Origin of the sequence: Mesorhizobium sp. M1B.F.Ca.ET.045.04.1.1, assembly GCF_003952465.1 — a bacterium.
Taxonomy (GTDB): domain Bacteria; phylum Pseudomonadota; class Alphaproteobacteria; order Rhizobiales; family Rhizobiaceae; genus Mesorhizobium; species Mesorhizobium shonense.
Window position 1 is genome coordinate 2968880 of sequence record NZ_CP034448.1, and the last position, 22867, is coordinate 2991746.

Annotated in this window: 20 protein-coding genes and 3 pseudogenes; 11 read left to right on the forward strand and 12 right to left on the reverse strand. The window is 62.1% G+C overall.

Going from position 1 to position 22867, the window contains the following annotated elements; genetic code table 11:
* The first annotated feature begins 4 nt into the window (after positions 1-4).
* Genes EJ071_RS14375 through aroQ form a run of 4 tightly spaced genes read left to right on the forward strand, consistent with a single transcriptional unit; the run spans position 5 to position 2496 of the window.
* Positions 5-760: an amino acid ABC transporter ATP-binding protein gene (locus tag EJ071_RS14375; RefSeq protein ID WP_126098449.1), complete on the forward strand. Its 756-nt coding sequence runs from the start codon at positions 5-7 to the stop codon at positions 758-760.
* Between the two features lie 15 nt (positions 761-775).
* Positions 776-1636, forward strand: a complete 861-nt coding sequence (locus EJ071_RS14380) for a shikimate dehydrogenase (RefSeq protein WP_126098450.1) — start codon at positions 776-778, stop codon at positions 1634-1636.
* Between the two features lie 15 nt (positions 1637-1651).
* Positions 1652-2020, forward strand: a complete 369-nt coding sequence (locus tag EJ071_RS14385) for a 5-carboxymethyl-2-hydroxymuconate Delta-isomerase (protein WP_126098451.1) — start codon at positions 1652-1654, stop codon at positions 2018-2020.
* 26 nt (positions 2021-2046) lie between these two features.
* Positions 2047-2496: a type II 3-dehydroquinate dehydratase gene (gene aroQ, locus EJ071_RS14390; protein WP_126098452.1), complete on the forward strand. Its 450-nt coding sequence runs from the start codon at positions 2047-2049 to the stop codon at positions 2494-2496.
* A 483-nt stretch (positions 2497-2979) separates the two neighbouring features.
* Here aroQ and EJ071_RS14400 read toward each other — a convergent pair.
* The 4 genes and pseudogenes from EJ071_RS14400 to EJ071_RS14415 form a co-directional block, all read right to left on the reverse strand.
* Positions 2980-3300: pseudogene (locus EJ071_RS14400) on the reverse strand (DUF982 domain-containing protein).
* A gap of 74 nt (positions 3301-3374) precedes the next feature.
* On the reverse strand, positions 3375-3605 hold the full coding sequence (locus EJ071_RS14405; protein WP_189521470.1) for a hypothetical protein: 231 nt from the start codon (positions 3603-3605) through the stop codon (positions 3375-3377).
* Between the two features lie 60 nt (positions 3606-3665).
* The gene (gene groL, locus EJ071_RS14410; RefSeq protein WP_126098454.1) at positions 3666-5294 is read right to left on the reverse strand and encodes a chaperonin GroEL; all 1629 of its coding nucleotides are present in this window, start codon (positions 5292-5294) and stop codon (positions 3666-3668) included.
* Positions 5295-5353: 59 nt separating this feature from the next.
* Positions 5354-5668 carry a co-chaperone GroES gene (locus EJ071_RS14415; protein WP_126098455.1) on the reverse strand — a complete coding sequence of 105 codons (315 nt, stop codon included), beginning with the start codon at positions 5666-5668 and terminating at the stop codon, positions 5354-5356.
* A gap of 336 nt (positions 5669-6004) precedes the next feature.
* On the opposite strand from EJ071_RS14415, the gene EJ071_RS14420 reads away from it, so the two are divergent.
* The 5 genes and pseudogenes from EJ071_RS14420 (at position 6005) to EJ071_RS14440 (ending at position 8536) form a co-directional block, all read left to right on the forward strand.
* Positions 6005-6352 (forward strand): hypothetical protein, encoded by a 348-nt coding sequence (locus tag EJ071_RS14420; protein WP_126098456.1) that lies wholly within the window; start codon positions 6005-6007, stop codon positions 6350-6352.
* 22 nt (positions 6353-6374) lie between these two features.
* A pseudogene (locus tag EJ071_RS14425) lies at positions 6375-6643 on the forward strand (protein usg).
* 396 nt (positions 6644-7039) lie between these two features.
* Positions 7040-7507: an Hsp20 family protein gene (locus tag EJ071_RS14430; protein WP_126098457.1), complete on the forward strand. Its 468-nt coding sequence runs from the start codon at positions 7040-7042 to the stop codon at positions 7505-7507.
* A 79-nt stretch (positions 7508-7586) separates the two neighbouring features.
* The gene (locus EJ071_RS14435) at positions 7587-8096 is read left to right on the forward strand and encodes an Hsp20/alpha crystallin family protein (protein ID WP_126098458.1); all 510 of its coding nucleotides are present in this window, start codon (positions 7587-7589) and stop codon (positions 8094-8096) included.
* A gap of 140 nt (positions 8097-8236) precedes the next feature.
* Complete coding sequence (locus EJ071_RS14440) at positions 8237-8536, forward strand: DUF982 domain-containing protein (RefSeq protein ID WP_126098459.1); 300 nt, start codon at positions 8237-8239, stop codon at positions 8534-8536.
* 2 nt (positions 8537-8538) lie between these two features.
* On the opposite strand, the gene EJ071_RS14445 is transcribed toward EJ071_RS14440, so the two are convergent.
* Positions 8539-8760: a polymerase gene (locus tag EJ071_RS14445; protein WP_126098460.1), complete on the reverse strand. Its 222-nt coding sequence runs from the start codon at positions 8758-8760 to the stop codon at positions 8539-8541.
* A 940-nt stretch (positions 8761-9700) separates the two neighbouring features.
* Between EJ071_RS14445 and EJ071_RS14450 the strand changes: the two genes are divergently transcribed.
* Together EJ071_RS14450 and EJ071_RS14455 are read left to right on the forward strand one after the other, a co-directional pair.
* The gene (locus tag EJ071_RS14450) at positions 9701-9991 is read left to right on the forward strand and encodes a DUF982 domain-containing protein (RefSeq protein WP_126098461.1); all 291 of its coding nucleotides are present in this window, start codon (positions 9701-9703) and stop codon (positions 9989-9991) included.
* Between the two features lie 569 nt (positions 9992-10560).
* Positions 10561-11196: a Crp/Fnr family transcriptional regulator gene (locus tag EJ071_RS14455; RefSeq protein WP_189521471.1), complete on the forward strand. Its 636-nt coding sequence runs from the start codon at positions 10561-10563 to the stop codon at positions 11194-11196.
* Between the two features lie 51 nt (positions 11197-11247).
* Here the strand turns inward: EJ071_RS14455 and EJ071_RS14460 are convergent, their stop codons facing one another.
* From EJ071_RS14460 to EJ071_RS14480, 7 genes and pseudogenes are all read right to left on the reverse strand, one after another.
* The gene (locus EJ071_RS14460) at positions 11248-12978 is read right to left on the reverse strand and encodes an SEL1-like repeat protein (protein ID WP_126098463.1); all 1731 of its coding nucleotides are present in this window, start codon (positions 12976-12978) and stop codon (positions 11248-11250) included.
* 1 nt (position 12979) lies between these two features.
* Positions 12980-14386 carry an HlyD family type I secretion periplasmic adaptor subunit gene (locus EJ071_RS14465; protein ID WP_126098464.1) on the reverse strand — a complete coding sequence of 469 codons (1407 nt, stop codon included), beginning with the start codon at positions 14384-14386 and terminating at the stop codon, positions 12980-12982.
* Positions 14387-14398: 12 nt separating this feature from the next.
* Positions 14399-16687 (reverse strand): peptidase domain-containing ABC transporter, encoded by a 2289-nt coding sequence (locus EJ071_RS14470; RefSeq protein WP_245460236.1) that lies wholly within the window; start codon positions 16685-16687, stop codon positions 14399-14401.
* A 189-nt stretch (positions 16688-16876) separates the two neighbouring features.
* Positions 16877-17056, reverse strand: coding sequence for a hypothetical protein (locus EJ071_RS39420; protein WP_245460237.1), 180 nt, complete (start codon positions 17054-17056; stop codon positions 16877-16879).
* Positions 17057-17342: 286 nt separating this feature from the next.
* Positions 17343-18956 carry a hypothetical protein gene (locus EJ071_RS38475; protein WP_245460238.1) on the reverse strand — a complete coding sequence of 538 codons (1614 nt, stop codon included), beginning with the start codon at positions 18954-18956 and terminating at the stop codon, positions 17343-17345.
* A 2758-nt stretch (positions 18957-21714) separates the two neighbouring features.
* Positions 21715-22164, reverse strand: a pseudogene (locus tag EJ071_RS39425) (DUF4347 domain-containing protein); the annotation flags it as partial.
* Positions 22165-22255: 91 nt separating this feature from the next.
* Positions 22256-22570 carry a hypothetical protein gene (locus tag EJ071_RS14480; protein WP_126098465.1) on the reverse strand — a complete coding sequence of 105 codons (315 nt, stop codon included), beginning with the start codon at positions 22568-22570 and terminating at the stop codon, positions 22256-22258.
* Positions 22571-22867 lie beyond the last annotated feature (297 nt).

Consider the following 22867-nt stretch of genomic DNA (forward strand, 5'->3'; position numbering starts at 1 on the left):
TTCCATGTCCCCCAATCATCAGTCCACCATGATCGCCCTTAACGGGGTCGGGAAATGGTACGGCCCTTTCCATGCGTTGAAGTCCATCAACCTAGAGGTCCGCAGAGGCGAGAAAATCGTGATCTGCGGACCTTCTGGCTCGGGCAAATCCACTTTGATCCGATGCATAAACGCCTTGGAGGAAACGCAGGAAGGCAAGATCACTGTCGAGGGGCAACTGCTCGATGGGTCGGCCAAGGCCGTCGACGCGATCCGTCGCGAGGTCGGCATGGTGTTTCAAAGCTTCAATTTGTTTCCACACATGACCGCACTCCAAAACTGTACGCTCGCGCCGATGAGAGTCAGGGGTTTGGGCCGCGCCGAGGCCGAGAAGCTGGCCCGAAAATACCTGGAACGCGTCCGAATAGGGGATCAGGCGGACAAGTATCCCGCGCAAATGTCGGGTGGCCAACAGCAGCGCGTCGCCATCGCCAGGGCTCTGTCCATGGAGCCGAAGGCGATGCTCTTCGACGAGGCGACGTCCGCCCTCGATCCGGAAATGGTGAAGGAGGTGCTCGACACCATGATCAGCTTGGCCCGCGACGGCATGACGATGGTGTGTGTGACGCACGAGATGGGGTTCGCTCGGCAGGTGGCCGACCGCGTGATCTTCATGGCCAACGGGCAAATCGTCGAAGAGGCGCAACCCGAGGTCTTCTTCACTTCGCCCAAGCACGAACGCACGAAAGCCTTCCTCGGCGAAATCCTCGCGCACCACTGAGCACGGAACTCCCAGATGAACAGCGATGGCTTTCACGTCGGCCTCATCGGTGCCGGCATCCAGATGTCGAAATCGCCGGCCCTCCACGAGGAGGAGGCCCGCGTGCTAGGCCTGAAATACGCCTATGAGCTTCTCGATGCCGCCGAACCGCCTCGTGTAGGCGCGACATTGCCCGACTTGCTCGCGGAGGCGGACAGGAGAGGCTTTGCGGGGGTGAACGTCACCCATCCGTTCAAGCAGTCCATCATACCTCTTCTGAACGGCTTGTCCGAGGACGCCGACATGCTAGGGGCGGTGAACACGGTCGTGATGCGGGAAGGCAAACGCATCGGGCACAACACCGACTGGCACGGGTTCTATCGGAACTTCTCGAACGGGCTTGCCGACGTCGACAAGACCCGGGCGGTCTTGCTCGGTGCAGGGGGCGCGGGGGTGGCAGTCGCACATGCGGCGATCAAGCTCGACATGGGGATGCTCTATATCTTCGACCAGGACCCATCGAGGTCCCATACCCTGGCTAACCAACTCAACAAACGCTTCGGCCGCGAATGCGCACAAGCCATAACCGACGTAGGGGCGGCCTTGGAGCAGTCGTCGGGATTGATCCACGCGACGCCGATGGGGATGAAGGGCCATCCGGGATTGCCGATAGAACCGCAATGGCTCCAACCGCGCCACTGGGTCGCCGACATCGTCTACATGCCGCTCGTGACAGAGCTCTTGTCGCTGGCCAGAGCAAAGGGATGCCGGGTACTGCCCGGAGGAGGCATGACCGTCTTCCAAGCGGCCGCTGCCTTTCACTTGTTCACAGGCGTCGAGCCTGACGCTGACAGGATGTCTCGCTATTTCGAGGTGCTGTGCCGCCAGTCGGCGTGAAGAGGACACGGGCAAATGCCGCACATCATCATCGACTACAGCCGCGGCGCTTCCGAAGTCGTCGACCTGGAGGCCCTGGCCCGCGCGGTTCATCGCGAGGTGCGCGATGGAGGGCTCGTGAAGCCCACCGCGGTCAGAACATTGGCCAGAGAGGCGACTGTGTCCCTGGTGGCCGACGAGCATCCGCAGAACCATTTCATCCAGATCATCGTGCGCATGGCACCGGGCCGCGAACCGGAGGTGAAGAAACAGCTCCTTCAGCGCGTGTTCGAGGCGGCGCGAGGCGTGGCCGCGGTCGCGCTCACCGACGGTCGGATCGGCCTTAGAGCGGACCTCTATGAGTCCAATCCCGAGCTCGCCATTTCGGCCAGCTCGATTCCGTGACGATGCCACATTCAAAGGAGCCAACCATGAGCGTCATCTACGTCTTGAACGGCCCGAACCTGAATCTGCTCGGCAAACGCCAGCCCCACATCTACGGGCATGAGACGCTGGCAGATGTCGAGGCGGATTGCCGGCGACTTGCGAGCGAACTGGGCCAAGAAATACGTTTCCATCAAAGCAATCGGGAATACGAGATCATAGACTGGATTCACGAGGCGCGCGAAGACGGCGCGGGCATCGTCATCAACCCGGCGGCTTTCACACACACATCCTTGGCGATCCTGGACGCGCTGAATACCTTCGAGGGCCCGGTGATTGAGGTGCACATTTCGAATGTCCACAAACGCGAGAGCTTCCGCCACCACTCGTTCGTGTCCCACCGCGCGGACGGTGTGATCTGCGGGCTTGGGACCGAAGGCTATCAACTTGGGCTTCGACGTGTCGCCTCACTGATCACGCCCAAGGGCACAGGATGAGAATGCGATGACGAGAACGACGATTGGCGGTCAAGGGTGCCGGCCTCATCGGGAAGCGCCATGTCCAGCACGTATTGTCGGAACCGGAGGCGACGCTCAGCGCCATCGCCGATCCGCTTCCGGCTTTAGAGCAATGGACTCGAACGAGCTACCCGAGGAGGCTTGAAGGTCTGGCGCGCGAAGCGGAACCCTACAGATTCAACTAACCGCTCCCATTCGCTTCTTCAGGCGTTCACTCGTGGACACAGAAGGACCTGCGAGCCGCTGCCAAGCCCGCATAATGTTGCTTTAGCAGCGTTTTCCATGGGGCTACGTGCGGCAGCCTGCTCGATAGCTTGGTCCTCTCGCCCATTCTGGCCATTGGTCGTGAAGGCACTCGAGCGGTTCCCAGGAACTGGCAACGATGCGCTCCCCTTGCGGACTGGTCTCATTGGTTCGGGGAATCGAACACCCCTCGTGATTTTCTCCGTTCCGACAGATCGATTACATCGATTTGTTGTAATGGCCTCCCGAAGCGATTCCGAAGGCGCCGACTGCATTGGCCGCGACGATGTCTCCCGCGGCCGGTACAAGCAAATCCATGCGGCGGGCAAATGCGACAAAAGTACTGCGAGCGGTTTCGGCATCCACCTCGCCGCGAGGGCTGCCCGACAGGCATTGAGCGCGATGCCCTGAGCAGCGTTCCGCTTCGATGGCGGCCATTCATCCAGCAGGACGAAGGCCTCTTTTACGCTTTGAATGTCGGTCGGAAACCCAAGACCCACGAGCACCCTTCACGGGATGCTGAAATCGATTGTGTTCCATGTTTTCATCCGTTCACGGGGTTAGTTCATCGATCGCAAGACTCCCCACGGCGCGTTTCGTGAAAGGTTGGCCTCTTAGCCTGTCGAACTCCCGTTCGCCGGGTGTTGTTTGCCGTCGCTAAGATTCCGCGCGGCCAGAAACATCACCGTGTATGCTACTTTGCGCCGATCCCAACCTGCGTGTTCTGCCCGGTCAAGCAGTTCCGACAGGATCGGGTCCAGCGCGGTTTTCAGATCCGCTTCGTAGTTCAGGTCGATGGCCGCGCGCGAGGGCGGCGGGATGACATCCAGTTTCATCACGTTCATGGCCTCACCCAATGTCAGAGACGTACGCGCCCCATGGAGCGCGGACACCGCTGCCTTTCCTCAGAAGTCCATGCCGCCGCCGGGCATTGCCGGAACGGCGGGTTCTTTCTTTGGCTTCTCGGCAATCATCGCTTCGGTGGTCACCAGCAGGCCGGCAACCGATGCCGCATCCTGAAGCGCCGTCCGCACCACCTTCACCGGATCGATGACGCCCTCGTTGTAGAGGTCGCCGAAGGTATTGGTCTGTGCGTTCCAGCCCCAGCCCAATTCCGGTTTCTCCCGCAGCTTGCCGACGATGATCGAACCTTCCGCGCCGGCGTTCTCGGCGATCTGCCGCACAGGTGCTTCGATCGCGTGGCGCACGATCTCGATACCGTGCTTCTGATCCTCATTCTCGGCCTGCACGGTGTCCAGTGCTTTTGCCGCCCGCAGAAGCGCTACGCCGCCACCTGGCAACACGCCTTCCTCGACCGCAGCGCGCGTCGCATGCATGGCATCGTCGACACGGTCCTTGCGCTCCTTGACCTCGACCTCGGTCGAGCCGCCGACGCGGATGACGGCGACGCCACCGGCGAGCTTGGCCAGCCGCTCCTGCAGCTTCTCGCGATCGTAGTCGGAGGTCGCCTCCTCGATCTGCGTCTTTATCTGACTGACGCGACCCTGAATCTCGCCCTTCGAGCCGGCGCCGTCGACGATGGTGGTGTTCTCCTTCTCGATCACCACCTTCTTGGCGCGGCCCAACATGTTGAGCGTGACGTTTTCGAGCTTGATACCGAGATCTTCCGAGATAGCGGTGCCGCCGGTGAGGATGGCAATATCCTCCAGCATAGCCTTGCGGCGGTCGCCGAAGCCGGGCGCCTTGACAGCGGCGACTTTGAGGCCACCGCGCAGCTTGTTGACGACCAGCGTCGCCAAGGCCTCACCCTCGACATCCTCGGCGATGATGAGCAGCGGTTTGGACGACTGCGCCACAGCCTCAAGCACGGGAAGCAGCGCCTGGAGATTGGAGAGCTTCTTCTCGTGGATCAGCACATAGGGCTCTTCCAACTCGACGCGCATCTTGTCCTGGTTGGTTATGAAGTAGGGGCTGAGATAGCCACGGTCGAACTGCATGCCTTCGACGACTTCCAGCTCAGTCTCGGCGGTCTTGGCTTCCTCGACCGTAATCACGCCCTCATTGCCGACCTTCTGCATCGCCTCGGCGAGGAAGCGGCCGATTTCGACATCGCCATTGGCCGAGATGGTGCCGACCTGGGCGATCTCGTCATTTTTGGTCACCTTGCGAGCGTTGGTCTTCAACTCCCGCACAATCGCCTCGACGGCCTTATCGATGCCGCGCTTCAGATCCATCGGGTTCATCCCCGAGGCAACGGCCTTCGCACCTTCCTTGACGATCGCCTGGGCGAGTACCGTTGCGGTCGTCGTCCCGTCACCGGCGATATCGCTGGTCTTTGAGGCAACCTCGCGCACCATCTGAGCGCCCATGTTCTCGAACTTGTCCTCGAGCTCGATTTCTTTGGCGACAGTAACGCCGTCCTTAGTGATGCGCGGCGCGCCGAACGACTTGTCGATGACGACGTTGCGGCCCTTGGGGCCGAGGGTGACCTTCACCGCGTTGGCGAGGATATCGACGCCGCGCAGCATCTTCTCACGGGCTTCGGTATGGAATTTGACGTCCTTGGCAGCCATTTTGCACCTCCTTCCCTTAGGCAGCATTTGACGAATTAAGACCCGATCAGGCGCGTCGCCTACGCGGCCTTCCTGGCCTGGATTTCGTTCTCGATCACACCCATCACGTCGGTTTCTTTCATGATGAGCAGGTCTTCGCTGTTGAGCTTGATCTCAGTGCCGGACCATTTGCCGAACAAGATGCGGTCGCCGACCTTGACGTCGAGCGGCGTCAGCTTGCCACTTTCGTCGCGCGCGCCCGGGCCGACAGCGATCACTTCGCCCTCCTGCGGTTTCTCCTTGGCAGTGTCGGGAATGATAATGCCGCCGGCCGTCTTCTCCTCGGCCTCGATGCGGCGAACCAGGATACGGTCGTGCAATGGACGGAACGTCATTTCGTTCTCCTTCAGGACAAACAGATTTTTGAGGTTCCTCAACACCGGGCCGGCAATATCGGCCGGTGCGGGGCGCCGCGACCCCTCTTCAGGCATCGCGCATATCGAGCTAGTTTTGCATTTTTTGAGTTTCAAGAGGTCGCTGAAAAATTTTTGGCACGCGGCACTTCGGAGTGCTAGCGACATGAAATCATGAAGCTATTTTGCTAGGGCGCGCGATTTTTGGGTCTTGAAATTCGGCCCGAACTCCACGAAATTTTTTGCGGTTGGAGTCCCAAAAGGCCTCACTGCAACACAAACGATGCCAAGGAGATTGTCAGTAAGCGGAGACCATCGATGGAACGAACCTTGCCGAAAAACATCCCCTCGATCGCCCCTGAAACGTCTGATCCTTCGCTTGATCGCCTGCTGTTCCCGGCGCGGCATTTTAATCACCCCGACGAGGTGGTGTGCGATCGCACGCTCGATATTCAGGAAAAGCGCGCCATTCTTGCCTCATGGGCGTCGGATGCTTGCGCCGTCGAATCCCTGCCTGCGCTGCGAAAGCCACCGGGCACTGCGAGCCCGGTGACGTTTGACGCAGTCATGGATGCACTTGGCCGACTGGACAACACTCGCGCCGAATTTGGCTGTGACTTCAAGCAACGGCGGGACAGAAAACGCCCGCAAAGACTTGATGCCTGAGCGCGTGCTATAGGAGGGACGCATGGTCAGCAGGGAATTCCGGCTGCAAATGGAGGGCTACGGTCTCACAACCGCGGAAATCCACTACCATCTTCCCGATCATCCAAGCCTTTTGCAGCTCTACGTTTGGCAGGAATACGATCTTGCACGGAATTCCCAACCCTGAAGGGGTTCCTGGACTACTGGGAGCGCGAACTCGAAGGCGCGCTCCATTCCGTGCGCGCCGCCCATCACCGCCTGATCCGGCCTTCCGAATGGCGGACCGTAGACGGCATCGTGACAATTCAATAGACGGCGCCCGGGTTCGCTTCGGCCAGGCCCGCTAGGTCTGCCGACGTCAGCGCTATTGGCCAAAGACCGTCACACCAAAGCCTCTTTGTTGGTTGGCGGCGTGCAGCAGCCACAAAAAACCGATGCGCTCGGATCGATCAGTTCCTGTGGAACGAGAACGAGCATTGCAGTGGTCGTGCATAGCAGCGAAGCAGATGCGTACTCGTTGAAGCGCTTGCCATTGAGCATTTGAAGACCGGCGCTAAGCCGCCTTAGCGATTATTTTCCCCCTTGACGCCCCGGAAACCGATTCCCAACTCATCGTTGTCGGCCGCCGAGTAAGGGACCGATGTGTCAGGGAGCGCCAGGCTTCTTGGCGTTCCCTCGTATCTATGTTGCTCCAAGGAGGATGTAGTTATGAGAACGAACCTGGACTTTTCCCCCTTCTATCGGTCGAGCATCGGCTTTGACCGCATCTTCACCCTGCTCGAAAACGCCAGCCCGCCACAGAACGCGGACAACTGGCCGCCCTACGATATCGCCAAGCATGGCGAAGACACCTATCGCATTGTCCTTGCGGTCGCCGGTTTCGATGAAGACGAGCTTACGATCACGCACGAGCCAAATATGCTCGTGATCGAGGGCGCCAAGACAGAGAACGACGAGGCTCAGTACCTCCATCATGGCCTGGCGCTGAGGCCGTTCGTGCGCCGCTTCGAGCTGGCCGACCATGTGACTATTGTGAGGGCAAAGCTGGAGAACGGTCTGCTGATCATCGACCTCAAGAAAGAAATCCCCGAGGAGATGAAGCCGCGCCGCATCGCGATCAATGTCGATACCGGCAAGAAGGCCGCGTCCAAGCGCATTGAAAACGCGGCAGCCTGATCTTAGCGGTCGACCTGCCTCCACCCCGTTTGTCGTGGTGCGCCTGGCTACGACCCAAAGTTCGAAAGGAGAAGGACAAATGAGCGTGCGTGACTTGATTCCCTGGAGCCGTGGCGGCAGCCAGGCGCCGAGCATTTATCGCAATGAAGGAATGGATCCGTTCCTGTCGCTGCATCGCAATGTCAACCGGCTATTCGACGAGGTATTCCGCGGTTTTGACACGCCTTCGATGCTGGGCCGCATGAGCCCTAACAACGGCACTTGGCCAAGCGTGGAGTTCTCGGAAACCGATCAGGAAATTCGGGTGACGGCCGAAATCCCTGGCCTCGATAAAAACGACGTCGAAGTCATGCTGGATGATGGTGTTCTGACGCTTCGCGGCGAGAAGAAGGCAGAGACCGAGGATAAGGACCGCCAGTTCAGCGAACGCTTTTATGGGCGCTTTGAGCGGCGCTTCAGTCTCGGCCGTGAGATTGAAGAAGACAAGGTGGCGGCCACGTTCAAGAACGGCGTGCTCACCGTGACACTGCCGAAGACCAAAAAGGCCCAGGCAAACGCCAAGCGCATTGCAATCAATGGCAGCAAATGACGGTTCGTGAAGGAGGGCCGGGGCTCGTCCAGCTCCGGCCCTCGCAGATAGCGAGGATGGCCAAATGACATCCGACAGCCTCGACAGAGCCGCATCATGGGATGCTGGACCACGCCCTCGCAATCACAGGGAGGTAACAAATGACCGGTCTGGCTTTCCTTGCCCCCGTGCAGGTTAAGACTACTGACGCGATACACGACATCAACTCGGTGCGGGAGGCGCTCGTATTCTTGAATCAATGGCCGAAGGTCCGTCGGGGACCGGTATACAGCTGCGCAGTGAGAAGCTGCAACGCCGCGATCGCCGGGCAGATGACAACCGAACAGGCGCGACAGGCATTTGTCAGCTTTGCCAGGATAGCTGGGGTGCTGGCCAAATCCGATTTTTCGCCACTGGCAGGGGTTGACCGAAAGCCGTCCGTTTCTGAGCGCGGGCCCTGACTTCAGCCCGGGCTGCTCTTGGGCGCGCATAGGGTAGGGACATCGGCGCGCGGGCTGGTCGGTTTCACCGAAGCAGTGGTCGCGGTGTCGATCGGCAGAACGATTGCCATGCGTGCCCGGTCCTCAGGCCAGAGTGGTTTCCCGAAGATGAAGAACCCGATTGCAAGAGCGCATATGAGCAAGAGTGCGGCGAAAATGTTCGCGATGATCGAGCCCAGTTGCATGCGCTCCTCCAGTAAGGGACGCCCGCTCCATTGCAGGTGACGGCGGGCGTCCCACAACCGACGATGAAGGGACTCATTTTCGACGGTTCCTAAAGGGTTGGGTCCAATGCGACAGCGCATCGGACTTCTGTTGCAATTGCACGTGCTTGAGCAGGGGGAACAGTTTGCCTCCCGGCCGCCAAACGCCAAACCCTCGACAGCCCGTGCGCAGCCGCCTGGCTAACAACGAGCCGAATCTACCGCCGAGGCAAGCAGGGTTTGCAGCAACGGCACCTAAGCTCAAAGCATGAACCATTCACCCTTTGGCGCTCACGGCGGGTCCCGGGCGCGATGCACACTGAATCGCCAACCGGCAATGGCTAAGCCCTTTGGAGAAGTATTACGTTCGCAAGGAAAGACTAAAGTAAACCTCAAAATAGAGGGTCGCTAACATGGCAATTGAGAGCAAAAAATATATGAAGCGGATGCCTGAAAATCTATTTTCAGAGGCACAGGCACGGCGCGATTTTCTCAACAAGGCCGGCCGCTTCGCGGCGGTGACAGCACCAGCCATAACGCTTCTGCTCGGCACAAGCTTGAACTCCAGGGCGATCGCGAAATCGGGTGGGTTACGTCCGGGCGACGGATGGGGGGATAACAACCACATTCACAGCGGCCCTAGTGGTCAAGTCTACAAGGTCGCCCATAATAGACCTCAGCAAAGGTCACTCCGACAGCTACGGCGGCGGGTGCGCACGGGGGCTCGAGGTCGGGCGACCCCAATTAGCGCGTTTAGCATCTGTTGTCCGGCAACAGACTCTCGGGGGCCGCCGCTAAACCGGATCTGCAGAGCTGCCTCGGTGCATTTCGTGACGCTCATTCTTCATTTGTGACGAAGCCAATCTCGGTCGTGCCCATTTCTGGCGTTGCAAATGCAGCCCATCGAAGGAGTTTGAAACCTATGACCAATCGTATGTTTAACGAGCCTGTTTCAGTGTTCGTAGGTCTTGGCTTTCCTCACGAAGTCGCAACCGTTTTGGACGCCTACCATCTTCTGCTCGAATGGAATGGCATCCCCGATCTCGACCATGATGGTGCCCTCGAAGTCTGTAGGAAAGCCCTTAACGGCGACCAGACGGCTGAAGACGCGCGTGGAGCATTCGAGCGCTTTGCCCGCACCAAGGGTATTCTCTCGGAGGAAGCGCTCGAGCGAGCAGCGTCTAACTATGCTCAGGAATGGTTAAGCGCCTGAGCCCAGTGGCTACCCGCGTCATCTCTGCCGGAACTGACTTCTAGCGTGAATTGATTTTCTAAAATCGGCCAGCCAGCCAAACCCGAGAATCCGGCCCAGGCTCCAGCAGTCAATCAGAAGAGGTCGGTGTTCCCCGACTCGCAAATGACGAACCGATCATTCCGGCGAGCTCTACCAAAAAAGTCAGCTTCGAGTCATTTGGCTGCGACTGAAGTCCCGCAGCCAAGCGCATAGGTCCGTGCCAGGAAACATATAGCCCGCTATCTTATTTGCTTCCGGACTGGCGATTGTGAGTCCCTTTATCGTCAGTCATAGCTGCTAAGCTAAACACCCGCTGCTCCCCGCGATGCAGCGGGTGTTTTTTCGACGGGTCTGTCAAATATATAATCGGCCTATGTTTAACATCGGTTGTGTGAAATCATGAATGGACCCTTCGGCGTAGTTGAATTAGCTTTGCAGCTTCAGGTTGCCTGAGCATTGAGTTAATTCGGGGCGAGATGGGTTTATCAAAACAGTCTCTGGCATCCGGGCGGACACCCGCGTTGGCCGACTCAAGTTGGGTAAAGCGTGTGTCCGAACTGCCCGGAGCCGTCCGGCGTGTCCATCCGGCGGGCACAACGATTGCGCGCGAATATCAGGCCAGATCGACTATCTTGATCATAACCGCGGGCTGGGCGGCATTTGCAAAAATGCTGCCGAACGGCTCGCGTCTGATCGTCGATTTCGCGCTGCCGCACGAAATGGCCTTGATCGAGTTCACCGGAGAGATGAGCGAGACGGTGACGGCACTGTCGAACGTTGCCGCGATTGAGCTCGCAGGTCCCATCCGTTCCGTTTTTTCGCGTTACCCACAGGTCATTTGCGAGGCAGTGCTGGCGGCTGCGGCGAGCCGGTATTCAAGGGTCGCGGAACATCTGGCGAGTGTCAGCCGAAGGGGAACCGTCGAGCGCACCGCCCATCTTCTTCTCGAACTGGCATGCCGCACGCAACGATCGGCAACGAGCTATCCGGACCGCTATGACTGCCCGCTGACCCAGACCGAACTGGCGGATGCGTTGGGTCTCTCGGCCGTGCATGTGAGTCGCGTGCTGAAGACATTGCGGGAGGCAGGCCTGGCTTCGTTCCGCCGTGGCGTGGTGGAGTTGCACGACCATCAGGGGCTTATCGAAATGGCCGGATTTGACCGGCCCTATATCTCGACCTGACAGTCCGGCTGTGTTGCGAGGCACGCGTTCTGCCTATCGGCAAGATCGGCTCTAACTTGGCTCGGCATCGGCAAGCTCATCGACGGCTTCATCAAGACCCTGAGCAGCTGCCCGCTCAAGCCAGATACGGCCGGCGACTGGATCGTGTTCACCGGCGATGCCCCTGGAGAGATAGTGGCCTAGCATGAGTTGCGCGTGCCCATGACCTCGTTCGGCGGCTGCCGCGAACCAATTCTGTGCTGCCTTGTAATCTAGAGCCAGGCCCTGCCCAGTCTCGTACAGCGCACCGATCGCGAACATCGCACCAGCGTGACCGGCAGCGGCAGCCTGCTTGAAAAGATGTGCCGCGGCTACGGAAGAGCGTTCTCCACCGCGCCCGTTATAGAGCATTTCGGCGAGTGCCACCTGCGCCTCCGCCAGGCCGGCGTTGGCCGCCCGTTCAAACCAGACGCGGGCCTGCTTCTCGTCTGCGGTCATACCGCGTCCATTCTGGAGCATGCGAGCATACATATATTGCGCCTCAGCCACACCTTCGGCCGCGCGCCTCATCCAATGTGCCGCGCGCTCCTGATCCTTGCGCACTCCAACTCCCTCGGCGAAACAAAGGCCGAGATTGAAGGCCGCGGTCAGGTCGCCCGACGAAGCAGTCGCCCCGAACCATCCTGCGACGCTGAGACCGTCATCGGGATCGCCTGCGCCTTCGAGGACCAGATTGGCGAGGTCGACTTGAGATTCGCGATTGCCGCTGTTTGCGGCGGCACGCAGCCAGCGCCTTCCTTCTTCGGGGTCCTGGGCCACTCCATTCCCCGAGAGATAGAGCGAAGCCAAAGCGCGGGCTGCCGACTGGTGACCGCCCTCCGCAGCTCGCCGATACCATGTCGCGGCTTCCGCATACTCTGGTCGAGGACCCCTCACATGCCGCTCGCCGAGACGATAGGCGGCGTCGAGATTTCCGGCGAGTGCAGCGCGGCGCATCCATGCCTCGCCGGCGACGGGATCTTGATCCGCCAGGCTGCCCTCGATCAGAGCGAGTCCCAGCCGAAACTGAGCCGAGGCTAGGCCCTTTTCCGCGGCAAGCTGATACAACTGCGCAGCCGCCTCCAAATCCACCGGCACGCCCATTCCGTGCTCGGTGAGGATTGCAAGAAGATAAATCGCGGTCGGCAGGCCGGCATCCGCGGCGCGCCGTACCTCTGCGGCAATTCTGGTTTTGTGCTCCGCCTCCCCGCGTCGGGAAAGGGAAAAGGCAAGGCCAAGGCATCCTTCCGGACAACCGGCTGCCGCGGATTTCTCATACCAGTCCTGCGCGGCATCGAGATCGCGCATTGCCTTCGGACCTCTGCTCAGGATGTACCCGAGTATTGCCTGCCCGGTTGGGGAGCCGGCCTGCGCGGCTTTTCGAGCGAACTGGAGCGCTGTCTCGAAATCGGGGTCTCGTGCGAATTCCGATTTGAACAGGGTTTCCGAATTGTGGCCACCACCGCTGTCTTCGTGTCCTGCCAGTCCAGCGACGCAAAGCGCGGCGAGAAGCGCCTGCGCATCGGCGCTTCCATGATCGGCGGCCCGTCGCAGCCAGCGCGTGCCTTCCGACCCGCTTGGCGGCACCCCCAAGCCTTCGAGATAGCAACGAGCGACGCGGTACTCGGCCTCTGGAATGCCCGCACGAGCGGCGATCGCCATGAGGTGAAAAGCTTCGGCGGGCTTGCCACCTGCGTTAAGCTGGACAGCTCTTCGCATAGCCAGTGCAGGATGCAAGCGGCTCAGCCAATCCAGGATCGCCATTCTACGGCTCCCGCATCGCTTCCTGACCTAGTGGCAGTATCGCACCCAGAATGTATTTGAGGACCGTGCGGCGACCTACCTTCACGTCCGCGGTGACGGGCATGCCGGGACTGATCGCGAAGCCCGCGGGCACGCCATGGAGGGCGACGTCGTCGATGGAGATCTGCGTGCGATAGAACTGGTCAGCATCCGACGGCAGCATCGCCAACGAGCTGTTCGGATCGCGCGCCTGTTCCCTGGCCGAAAAAGAGTCCGGGCTGACCGTCCGAACCGTTCCGTGAGCCAAGCCATATTGCGAATAGGGGAAGGTATCGAACTTGATGGCCACGGGATCGCCGACATGGACGAAGCCGCTGCTGCGCCCGACAATGTTCGTCTCGATCTCAAGCACGGCGTCGGCCGGAACCAGCGTGATCAACCGCTCTCCGGACTGCAGGACCGAGCCGACCGAGACCTTGGCCACCGACTGGACGGTAGCGTCGGCTTCGGTCCTCAACTCCACCAGCTGTTTGCGAAGCTTCGCCTTGTTGAGCAGCTCGCGGGCGTCGGACATGCGCGAATTGGCTTCCGACAGGCCCTGCGATACCTCGGCACGCCAGCTTTGAATGTAGCCGTCACGCTCGGCCACAACTGCTGCCTGCTGGCGCCTGGCGGCCTCAGTCGTCTGTTCGGCGTTGCTGAGCGAGCGCGACATTTCCGCGGAGTTGTCCTCGGCAAGGAGCGTATTGAGACGGCTTCCGACTTGTCGTTCTTCGAGTTGCTGGCGCATCTTTTCGATCGACGCCGCCACTGCCAGCCGTTGCCGGTAGCCCTCGGCATCGGACTGCGAGCGTGAGATCACCGAACTGAGCTCGTCGCGCTGCCGGTCGAAGCTTTCCAGCTTGGCGTCATAGACAGCCTTGCGGCGTTCGAAGATGGAAGCTTGCAATGTCCAACTGGGATCCAGTCCGTCATAGCTGAAAGGCTTGTCATCGGCCTCCGCCTTCAGGCGCGCCACTTCGGCTTCGAGCGTCGTGACCTGGGTGGCCAACGCCGTTAGGTCAGCCGAGGCGAAAGTAGCGTCAAGGCGAGCCAGCACTTGACCGGCCTTCACACGCTGCCCTTCGCGCACCTCGATTGAGCGGACGATCGCTGTCTCCAGCGGCTGGACGATCATGTTGGGCGATTGCGAGACGACGAGGCCCCTCGTCGTGACAACCTGGTCGACCGGTATCAGGGCCGCAATCGTGATCAACGCGACGACCAGACTGAAGATGATCCAGACGATACCGCGCGCCACGCGCGGAATGGGCGCATTGGCGACCGCCGTCGACGGCCACTGGAATTCGAGGATGGCAGGCGCCGTCGGATCGCGAGCGTCTGTCAGGCGCCGGCGGACAGGAAGGGTGGTATAGGTGGTGCTGCTCATGGCCGGCCGATTTCAAGCCAGCCGAGGCGGTACGGCCGCCAAATGGCCATGTCGCCCGTCAAGATGGCGATTCTGCTGGAACCAAAGCTGGCGGTAAACACCGCACCGCTCGAGCAGGACGGAATGAGGCGCGACGTCGAGAACCTTGCCCTGATCCATGACGAGGATTTGGTCGCACTCTGTCAGAGAAGCGAGCCGGTGCGACACGATGATCATAGTACGGCCACTGGCGATGCGCATCAGATTGGCGCTGACCACCGCCTCGCTCTCGGGGTCGAGCGCGCTTGTCGCTTCGTCGAGTATCAGGATGGTCGGATCGTGAATGAGCGCCCGCGCGATCGCCAAGCGCTGTCTCTGGCCGCCCGAAAGGTTGGGCGAGCCCTCCTCAATATAGGTATCGTAGCCGCTCGGCATGCGTTCGATGAATTCGGCGGCGCCGGCAAGGTGAGCGGCACGCATGGCATCGGAAAGCGTCAGGCCGGCGCGCCCGGCGATGATGTTGTCCCTGATCGAACCGCGGAAAAGGAAATTGTCCTGAAGGACGACGCCAAGTCCCTGCCGAAGATGACGCAGGTTGATTTCCTTGAGATCCACTCCATCCAACTTGAGGAACCCGCTGTAGTCGCGATTGATACCCTGCAACAGCCGCGCAATCGTCGATTTCCCTGACCCGCTGCGCCCTACAATCCCGAACATCGCGCCTGCCGGTATGTCGAAGCTGACCTTGTCGAGCGCCGGCGTCTTGGTGCCGATATAACTAAAGGTCAGATCGCTGAAACTAATCTCGCCGATGAGTTTCGGCCTCAAGCCAGCGGAATTGGAACCGCTTTCCAACGGGCGGTTGAGAACCGACGCGGCCTCGCCGATCGCAGCCCCGACCTCTTCGTAGTCCTCGACCAGTCGAGCCAGGCCGACCAGCGGCTGCGCCACACGTTGGGCGATCATCATGAAGGCGAACAGGCTGCCGACCATGTAGCCGGATCGGTCGCTCATCGCGAGATAAGCGCCGATCAGCATGGTGCCGAGCACCATGACACGCTCGATCGGCGTGACGAGGGTCTGCGGCCAGTTGGCGAGTTGCCCGAAGGCAAGACGAGCCTTACCCGCCTCTGCCACCCGTTCATCCCATAATGCCTTGCGTTGCGGTTCGAGACCGAGCGCCTTGACCGTCTTGATGCCGACGACGGTTTCGCCGAGCGCCGCCGACTTCGAGGTTTCTGCGTCGACCACCTGCTGGTATCTCCGGCGCAGCGGAGCAAGGAAGGCGAAGATGATCGCCATGATCACGACCGCGCAGGCGAGCACCATCCAGGCGAGTGTCGCGTTGATGTAGAACATGACCGGGATCAGAACGCAAAGCGTGATCAGATCCAGGAATGTGCTGAGCAGCTTTCCAGTGAGGAACTCGCGGATCCGGTAGACCTGCGCGAGATGGTACAAGGTCTCACCGGCGGGATGACGCTCGAAATAGTCCAGCGGTAAGCGCAAGAGCCGGCTGAAGACGTGCAAGTTCAGCTTGGTGTCCAGGCGGGCGCCGATGACATTGATGATCAGCCGTCGCGCATGACCGAGCAGCGTCTCATAGACGAAGACGACGGCGATGATCGCAGTCAGCAATACCAGGGTCGAGATGCTGCTGAACTGCAGCACCTTGTTGACCACTGTCATCACGATAAGCGGGGGCAGAATGGTCAATATACTGAGGGTGAAGGAGGCAATGCCGATGTCGCGCAGGGGTCGGCTCTCGATCCGCACGAGATCGACCAGCCAACCGAACGTGAAGGGCGCGTCCGCTGCGATATATGAGCGAGCCGGCCGCAGCAGAACGGTCTCACCCGACCACACCTGCAGCAACCGGAGCTCATCAATGGGTACGCCTTGCGCGTCGTCGGGTGCATCGACGCTCTTGAGGAAAACGACATTTCGTTCGGGACTGGCTCCGGTAAGGATGCCCGCGCCGCCGTCGCTGAAAAGCAGAACGACCGGCCCGGTGTGCTCGAAGCGCAGGAGATGTGACCAGCGGATGCGCAGCGCGCGCGACCACATTCCGCCGTTCTGCGCCCATTGGGAGAGGTCGGCCGCGTTTGGGAGCGCGCTTGCGCTCGCGGCTCTGAATTCGTTCGGTTCAAGCTCGATACCGTGGTAGCGGGCCACCCGGATCATCGCCTTGAGGCGCGGGGCGATCTGGTCGAAACCCTCGGGCCTTCCAGGAATAAGCACCGATTTGGGCACATTGTCGGTAGCCGGTTCCGCATCGGAGCGGATGGGCTGCACACCCGGTTGCACAATCACGCTCGCCATCGATTTCCCTTCCTGCCTGCAGGCAAGGGTGCACAAACGCCCCGGGCAAGCTGTCCCAGCCGGGACTTCTGGCGAACCCGATCATACTCGCAAGGGAGTCGGCGCGCGAGTCCGGTCTTCATCTGGAAATGGTGAACGCGCGGGCCCCGGCTTCCTGCGGGGTCCGCGCGTTCTTTGTTGGACCAACACTCAGTCATGCGGCTTCAGGATGTCCTTCAGAGCCTTCTTCAGCGTGTCATCCGTCTGCGCGTATCCGGCGCCCTGCTTGCCCTTGTCCGACGTGAGGTCGGAGATCGCACCGGACGGCTTGTTCTGGTTCTGACCAAAACCCTTGACTGTGTTGAGCACGTTCAAGAGGTCGGTCGTCACCGAGCCCACAGCGAGGCTGACAAGCTGCCGGAACGAGGTGTGGCCGTCAGTGTCGCCGCCAGCCGACGTGGACTGCAGGAACTGTTTCGCGTCCTTCAGACCTAGCGTATTGGCCGAGACCGTGGCGTTGCCACCACCGTTTCCTTTGCCTTGGCCACCGGCGGAGTTGCCCTGTCCCTGGTGTGAGCTGTTGTCGCCATTGTTATGGTCGCCGGAATTACCAGGCGCGTCCTGCTGCCCATTGCCGTGCCCATTATTGCCCTGCTGACCACCATGATCACCGGTTTCACCGCCTGGGCCAGTTGCTCCGGTCGGCCCTGTCGGACCAGCCGAGCCTGTTGCACCGGTGGCGCCGGTTGCTCCGGTCGAGCCGGTCGCTCCGGTGGCACCTGTGGCTCCGGTCGCTCCAGTCGAGCCCGTCGCTCCGGTGGCACCTGTGGCTCCGGTCGCTCCAGTCGAGCCCGTCGCTCCGGTGGCACCTGTGTGCCCGGTCGCTCCGGTGGCACCAGTCGCTCCAGTTGCTCCGGTTGCTCCCGTAGCTCCAGTCGCACCTGTGGCTCCAGTTGCTCCGGTCGCACCTGTATGCCCGGTCGCGCCGGTTGCACCAGTCGCTCCAGTTGCTCCCGTAGCTCCAGTCGCACCCGTGGCTCCGGTCGCACCTGTGGCTCCAGTTGCTCCTGTCGCACCTGTGTGCCCGGTCGCTCCGGTCGCACCTGTATGCCCGGTCGCTCCGGTCGAACCAGTGGCACCAGTCGCTCCGGTGGCACCTGTGGCTCCAGTTGCGCCGGTTGCCCCAGTCGAGCCCGTCGCTCCGGTCGCGCCGGTGGCTCCAGTTGCGCCGGTTGCTCCGGTCGCGCCCGTCGCTCCGGTCGCACCTGTATGCCCGGTCGCTCCGGTCGAACCAGTGGCACCAGTCGCTCCGGTTGCGCCGGTTGCTCCCGTGGCTCCAGTTGCACCCGTGGCTCCAGTTGCCCCGGTGGCTCCAGTTGCGCCGGTTGCTCCGGTCGCGCCCGTCGCTCCGGTCGCACCTGTATGCCCGGTCGCTCCGGTCGAACCAGTGGCACCAGTCGCTCCGGTTGCGCCGGTTGCTCCCGTGGCTCCAGTTGCACCCGTGGCTCCAGTTGCCCCGGTCGAACCAGTTGCTCCCGTCGCGCCTGTTGCACCGGTAGCTCCAGTTGCGCCAGTCGCACCCGTGGCTCCTGTCGCACCCGTGGCACCAGTCGCTCCAGTCGCACCTGTGGCTCCGGTCGCGCCGGTTGCCCCGGTCGAGCCCGTCGCTCCAGTCGCGCCGGTGGCTCCAGTCGCTCCGGTCGCACCAGTCGCGCCGGTTGCTCCAGTCGCTCCAGTCGCGCCGGTCGAGCCTGTTGCTCCAGTCGAACCGGTGGCTCCGGTCGAGCCCGTCGCTCCAGTCGCGCCGGTTGCTCCAGTCGAGCCGGTTGCACCGGTCGCGCCGGTGGCTCCAGTCGAGCCGGTTGCTCCGGTCGCGCCGGTGGCTCCAGTCGAGCCCGTCGCACCAGTCGCGCCGGTTGCCCCGGTCGAGCCCGTCGCTCCAGTCGCGCCGGTGGCTCCAGTCGCTCCGGTCGCACCAGTCGCGCCGGTTGCTCCAGTCGCTCCAGTCGCGCCGGTCGAGCCTGTTGCTCCAGTCGAACCGGTGGCTCCGGTCGAGCCCGTCGCTCCAGTCGCGCCGGTTGCTCCAGTCGAGCCGGTTGCACCGGTCGCGCCGGTTGCTCCAGTCGAGCCGGTTGCTCCGGTCGCGCCGGTGGCTCCAGTCGAGCCCGTCGCACCAGTCGCGCCGGTTGCTCCAGTCGAGCCGGTTGCCCCGGTCGCGCCGGTTGCCCGGTCGAGCCCGTCGAGCCCGTCGCTCCAGTCGCGCCGGTGGCTCCAGTCGAGCCCGTCGCACCAGTCGCGCCGGTTGCCCCGGTCGAGCCCGTCGCTCCAGTCGCGCCGGTGGCTCCAGTCGAGCCCGTCGCTCCAGTCGCGCCGGTGGCTCCAGTCGAGCCGGTTGCTCCGGTCGCGCCGGTGGCTCCAGTCGAGCCCGTCGCACCAGTCGCGCCGGTTGCCCCGGTCGAGCCGGTTGCGCCGGTGGCCCCAGTCGAGCCCGTCGCTCCGGTTGAGCCGGTCGCTCCGGTCGAGCCCGTTGCTCCTGTTGAGCCAGTCGCTCCGGTTGAACCGGTATCGCCTGTGGCTCCGGTTGAGCCGGTAGCACCTGTCGCGCCCGTCGCTCCGGTCGCACCTGTGGCCCCAGTTGAGCCGGTTGCGCCCGTTGCGCCGGTATCACCCGTTGCGCCGGTCGCACCTGTGGCGCCCGTCGCCCCGGTTGCACCCGTAGCTCCAGTTGAACCAGTGGCACCGGTTGAACCCGTCGCACCGGTCGAGCCAGTGTCACCCGTTGCGCCCGTAGCTCCGGTCGCTCCGGTCGCACCTGTGGCTCCAGTCGCACCGGTCGCGCCGGTAGCTCCTGTTGAGCCAGTCGCTCCGGTTGAACCGGTATCGCCTGTGGCTCCGGTTGAGCCGGTAGCACCTGTCGCGCCCGTCGCTCCGGTCGCACCTGTGGCCCCAGTTGAGCCGGTTGCGCCCGTTGCGCCGGTATCACCCGTTGCGCCGGTCGCACCTGTGGCGCCCGTCGCCCCGGTTGCACCCGTAGCTCCAGTTGAACCAGTGGCACCGGTTGAACCCGTCGCACCGGTCGAGCCAGTGTCACCCGTTGCGCCCGTAGCTCCGGTCGCTCCGGTCGCACCTGTGGCTCCGGTTGAGCCGGTAGCACCTGTCGCGCCCGTCGCTCCGGTCGCACCTGTGGCCCCAGTTGAGCCGGTTGCGCCCGTTGCGCCGGTATCACCCGTTGCGCCGGTCGCACCTGTGGCGCCCGTCGCCCCGGTTGCACCCGTAGCTCCAGTTGAACCAGTGGCACCGGTTGAACCCGTCGCACCGGTCGAGCCAGTGTCACCCGTTGCGCCCGTAGCTCCGGTCGCTCCGGTCGCACCTGTGGCTCCAGTCGAACCGGTTGCTCCGGTCGAGCCTGTCGCTCCGGTCGAACCCGTCGCTCCAGTCGCACCGGTCGCGCCGGTAGCTCCTGTTGAGCCAGTCGCTCCGGTTGAACCGGTATCGCCTGTGGCTCCGGTTGAGCCGGTAGCACCTGTCGCGCCCGTCGCTCCGGTCGCACCTGTGGCCCCAGTTGAGCCGGTTGCGCCCGTTGCGCCGGTATCACCCGTTGCGCCGGTCGCACCTGTGGCGCCCGTCGCCCCGGTTGCACCCGTAGCTCCAGTTGAACCAGTGGCACCGGTTGAACCCGTCGCACCGGTCGAGCCAGTGTCACCCGTTGCGCCCGTAGCTCCGGTCGCTCCGGTCGCACCTGTGGCTCCAGTCGAACCGGTTGCTCCGGTCGAGCCTGTCGCTCCGGTCGAACCCGTCGCTCCAGTCGCACCGGTCGCGCCGGTAGCTCCTGTTGAACCAGTCGCTCCGGTTGAACCGGTATCGCCTGTGGCTCCGGTTGAGCCGGTAGCACCTGTCGCGCCCGTCGCTCCGGTCGCACCTGTGGCCCCAGTTGAGCCGGTTGCGCCCGTTGCGCCGGTATCACCCGTTGCGCCGGTCGCACCTGTGGCGCCCGTCGCCCCGGTTGCACCCGTAGCTCCAGTTGAACCAGTGGCACCGGTTGAACCCGTCGCTCCGGTCGCACCTGTGGCCCCAGTTGAGCCGGTTGCGCCCGTTGCGCCGGTATCACCCGTTGCGCCGGTCGCACCTGTGGCGCCCGTCGCCCCGGTTGCACCCGTAGCTCCAGTTGAACCAGTGGCACCGGTTGAACCCGTCGCACCGGTCGAGCCAGTGTCACCCGTCGAGCCCGTGGCTCCTGTTGAGCCAGTCGCACCTGTGGCTCCAGTTGCGCCGGTTGCGCCCGTTGCGCCGGTATCACCCGTTGCGCCGGTCGCACCTGTGGCGCCCGTCGCCCCTGTTGCACCCGTAGCTCCAGTTGAACCCGTTGCTCCGGTCGCGCCGGTCGACCCGGTTGCACCCGTATCACCCGTTGCGCCGGTAGCACCTGTGGCGCCCGTCGCTCCGGTCGCACCTGTGGCTCCAGTTGAGCCGGTCGCGCCCGTTGCGCCGGTATCACCCGTTGCACCGGTCGCACCTGTAGCGCCCGTCGCCCCGGTTGCTCCAGTCGCGCCGGTTGCACCAGTCGCACCTGTGGCGCCCGTGGGTCCAGTTGGGCCGGGGGTGCCGGCAGCGGCGATGCTTACATCGCCCCCAGTAAAATGATTGCCATCATTGCCCGAGCCGCCGGGGCTATTAATAGGCGTGGTGTCGAAATGATAACCCGGTTGGTTGCCCGGAGTGACCAGGTCAATGTCGGCGATAGGAGTAAGCGTACCATATAAGTGGAAGCCGGAGTCGTAGATAAGGTATGTATGAGTAATATCAGGGACTGTTATAGTTATAGCAAAGTTATGAGCTACGGAGTTGGCCGCCGAGTTAAGAACGAAGCTACCAACAACTGTATCGTCAGCAGTAGATACAGTGCCATTTGTATCAATAAGATAGTATGTGTTAATATTTTTACTGCTGCCAGTATCGGTAGTTCCAGTAAGAGTAATATCACCAGACGTAAGAATCCCAGCGTAACTTGCTACTCCGTGTGCAGTCAGCGGCGGAAGAGACGCCAACGAATGTTCGCGTTCGAACAATCGCCAGGCGCCGCCTAAGCTCGCCGCGCCGACAAGTGATCGCGACGCGCGCACCTCCACGCCCATTGCATCGCCCAGCGTCGCTACGAACCTCTCACCGGCATTTCCCCACGCCGTTTTGCAGCTCCAAAGCCGCAACTCGCCGTCTGGGGCAAGCGCCTTGCCGATCGCAGCGAAATCATCGGCCGCCTCGTCCACGGTCTCGGTTGACCACTCTCCGGCAGCGAATTGAACTCTGCCCGGCGCGCCATGCGCCATCACGTGTACGGCGTCGAGCCCTTCGTGCCCCGAGAGCGCGGCGGCGATCTGCTGCGCTGCGGGCCGGGAGCCATCGAGCATAACAGCCCGGACTTGCGGCCTCAAATTGCCGAGAACGGTCTGGATGTCGGAAACTGAAGGATCCACAAAAAGAATTTCAGAGGCGCGGGCCATGACTGGCTCCTGTTGGCTTTGAATTCATTTCAGCGGGAAGCCGCCCACCGGCTTGGCAGGCGAGGGCTACGGGCAATTGGATTGGACGGAATCACCTTCCGGATGTCCCGACGGCGCCGCCGGGATTTTGAACAGCGGGAACCTCTACCCGCAGGAAGCTGGCCACCTCGAATTTCCCGCCATCATCAAACGTGCCGATCGCCAATGAGCCGGCGCTGCTTGGGACTTTGACGGTGAGGGAGACAGCAAGGCTTCGTTTGACCGCCTTGGGGAGCATGACCTGACCGACGATCGCGCTCTTGAGCGTATCCAGAATGAAATAGGTCACATTTTCGGTCGTGTCGCCGATTGGCAGAACGCCGCGAACAGTGACCTCCATCGCCGCAAAGCCTGCTGTGTAGCTCATCTTATTCTCCTCGATCAGCGGCTAAAGCACCGCCGTGTTCCTGTTTTTGCTTTCCTGATTTCCGAAGATCACCGAACGCCCGCGGTCGGATGAGGGTAGAAGCCGCCCTCGCTCAAATAGCGTGCGATAGCCAATCCAGGCGGATTGCGCCGATGGTGCGCGCTCCGACGCTTCAACGCGCCAGCCGGCTAGCGCCGACGCAGCCAAGCCCCTGGCCAACACGGCGGGGCCAAGCGCCTTTGCTTCGACCTTTGGCCGCAGGTTTCGGGCTTGGTTGGACGGGCACTCAGGTTTTGC

Excerpts from the sequence above, each read along its gene's own strand:
- EJ071_RS14385 (WP_126098451.1), top strand. The coding sequence starts at position 1,652 with ATGCCGCACATCATCATCGACTACAGCCGCGGCGCTTCCGAAGTCGTC.
- aroQ (WP_126098452.1), top strand. The coding sequence starts at position 2,047 with ATGAGCGTCATCTACGTCTTGAACGGCCCGAACCTGAATCTGCTCGGC.
- EJ071_RS14430 (WP_126098457.1), top strand. The coding sequence starts at position 7,040 with ATGAGAACGAACCTGGACTTTTCCCCCTTCTATCGGTCGAGCATCGGC.
- EJ071_RS14435 (WP_126098458.1), top strand. The coding sequence starts at position 7,587 with ATGAGCGTGCGTGACTTGATTCCCTGGAGCCGTGGCGGCAGCCAGGCG.
- EJ071_RS14375 (WP_126098449.1), top strand. The coding sequence starts at position 5 with ATGTCCCCCAATCATCAGTCCACCATGATCGCCCTTAACGGGGTCGGG.
- EJ071_RS14445 (WP_126098460.1), bottom strand. The coding sequence starts at position 8,760 with ATGCAACTGGGCTCGATCATCGCGAACATTTTCGCCGCACTCTTGCTC.
- EJ071_RS14415 (WP_126098455.1), bottom strand. The coding sequence starts at position 5,668 with ATGACGTTCCGTCCATTGCACGACCGTATCCTGGTTCGCCGCATCGAG.
- EJ071_RS14420 (WP_126098456.1), top strand. The coding sequence starts at position 6,005 with ATGGAACGAACCTTGCCGAAAAACATCCCCTCGATCGCCCCTGAAACG.
- EJ071_RS14405 (WP_189521470.1), bottom strand. The coding sequence starts at position 3,605 with ATGAACGTGATGAAACTGGATGTCATCCCGCCGCCCTCGCGCGCGGCC.
- EJ071_RS14480 (WP_126098465.1), bottom strand. The coding sequence starts at position 22,570 with ATGAGCTACACAGCAGGCTTTGCGGCGATGGAGGTCACTGTTCGCGGC.
- groL (WP_126098454.1), bottom strand. The coding sequence starts at position 5,294 with ATGGCTGCCAAGGACGTCAAATTCCATACCGAAGCCCGTGAGAAGATG.
- EJ071_RS14465 (WP_126098464.1), bottom strand. The coding sequence starts at position 14,386 with ATGAGCAGCACCACCTATACCACCCTTCCTGTCCGCCGGCGCCTGACA.
- EJ071_RS14470 (WP_245460236.1), bottom strand. The coding sequence starts at position 16,687 with ATGGCGAGCGTGATTGTGCAACCGGGTGTGCAGCCCATCCGCTCCGAT.
- EJ071_RS14460 (WP_126098463.1), bottom strand. The coding sequence starts at position 12,978 with ATGGCGATCCTGGATTGGCTGAGCCGCTTGCATCCTGCACTGGCTATG.
- EJ071_RS14440 (WP_126098459.1), top strand. The coding sequence starts at position 8,237 with ATGACCGGTCTGGCTTTCCTTGCCCCCGTGCAGGTTAAGACTACTGAC.
- EJ071_RS14380 (WP_126098450.1), top strand. The coding sequence starts at position 776 with ATGAACAGCGATGGCTTTCACGTCGGCCTCATCGGTGCCGGCATCCAG.
- EJ071_RS14450 (WP_126098461.1), top strand. The coding sequence starts at position 9,701 with ATGACCAATCGTATGTTTAACGAGCCTGTTTCAGTGTTCGTAGGTCTT.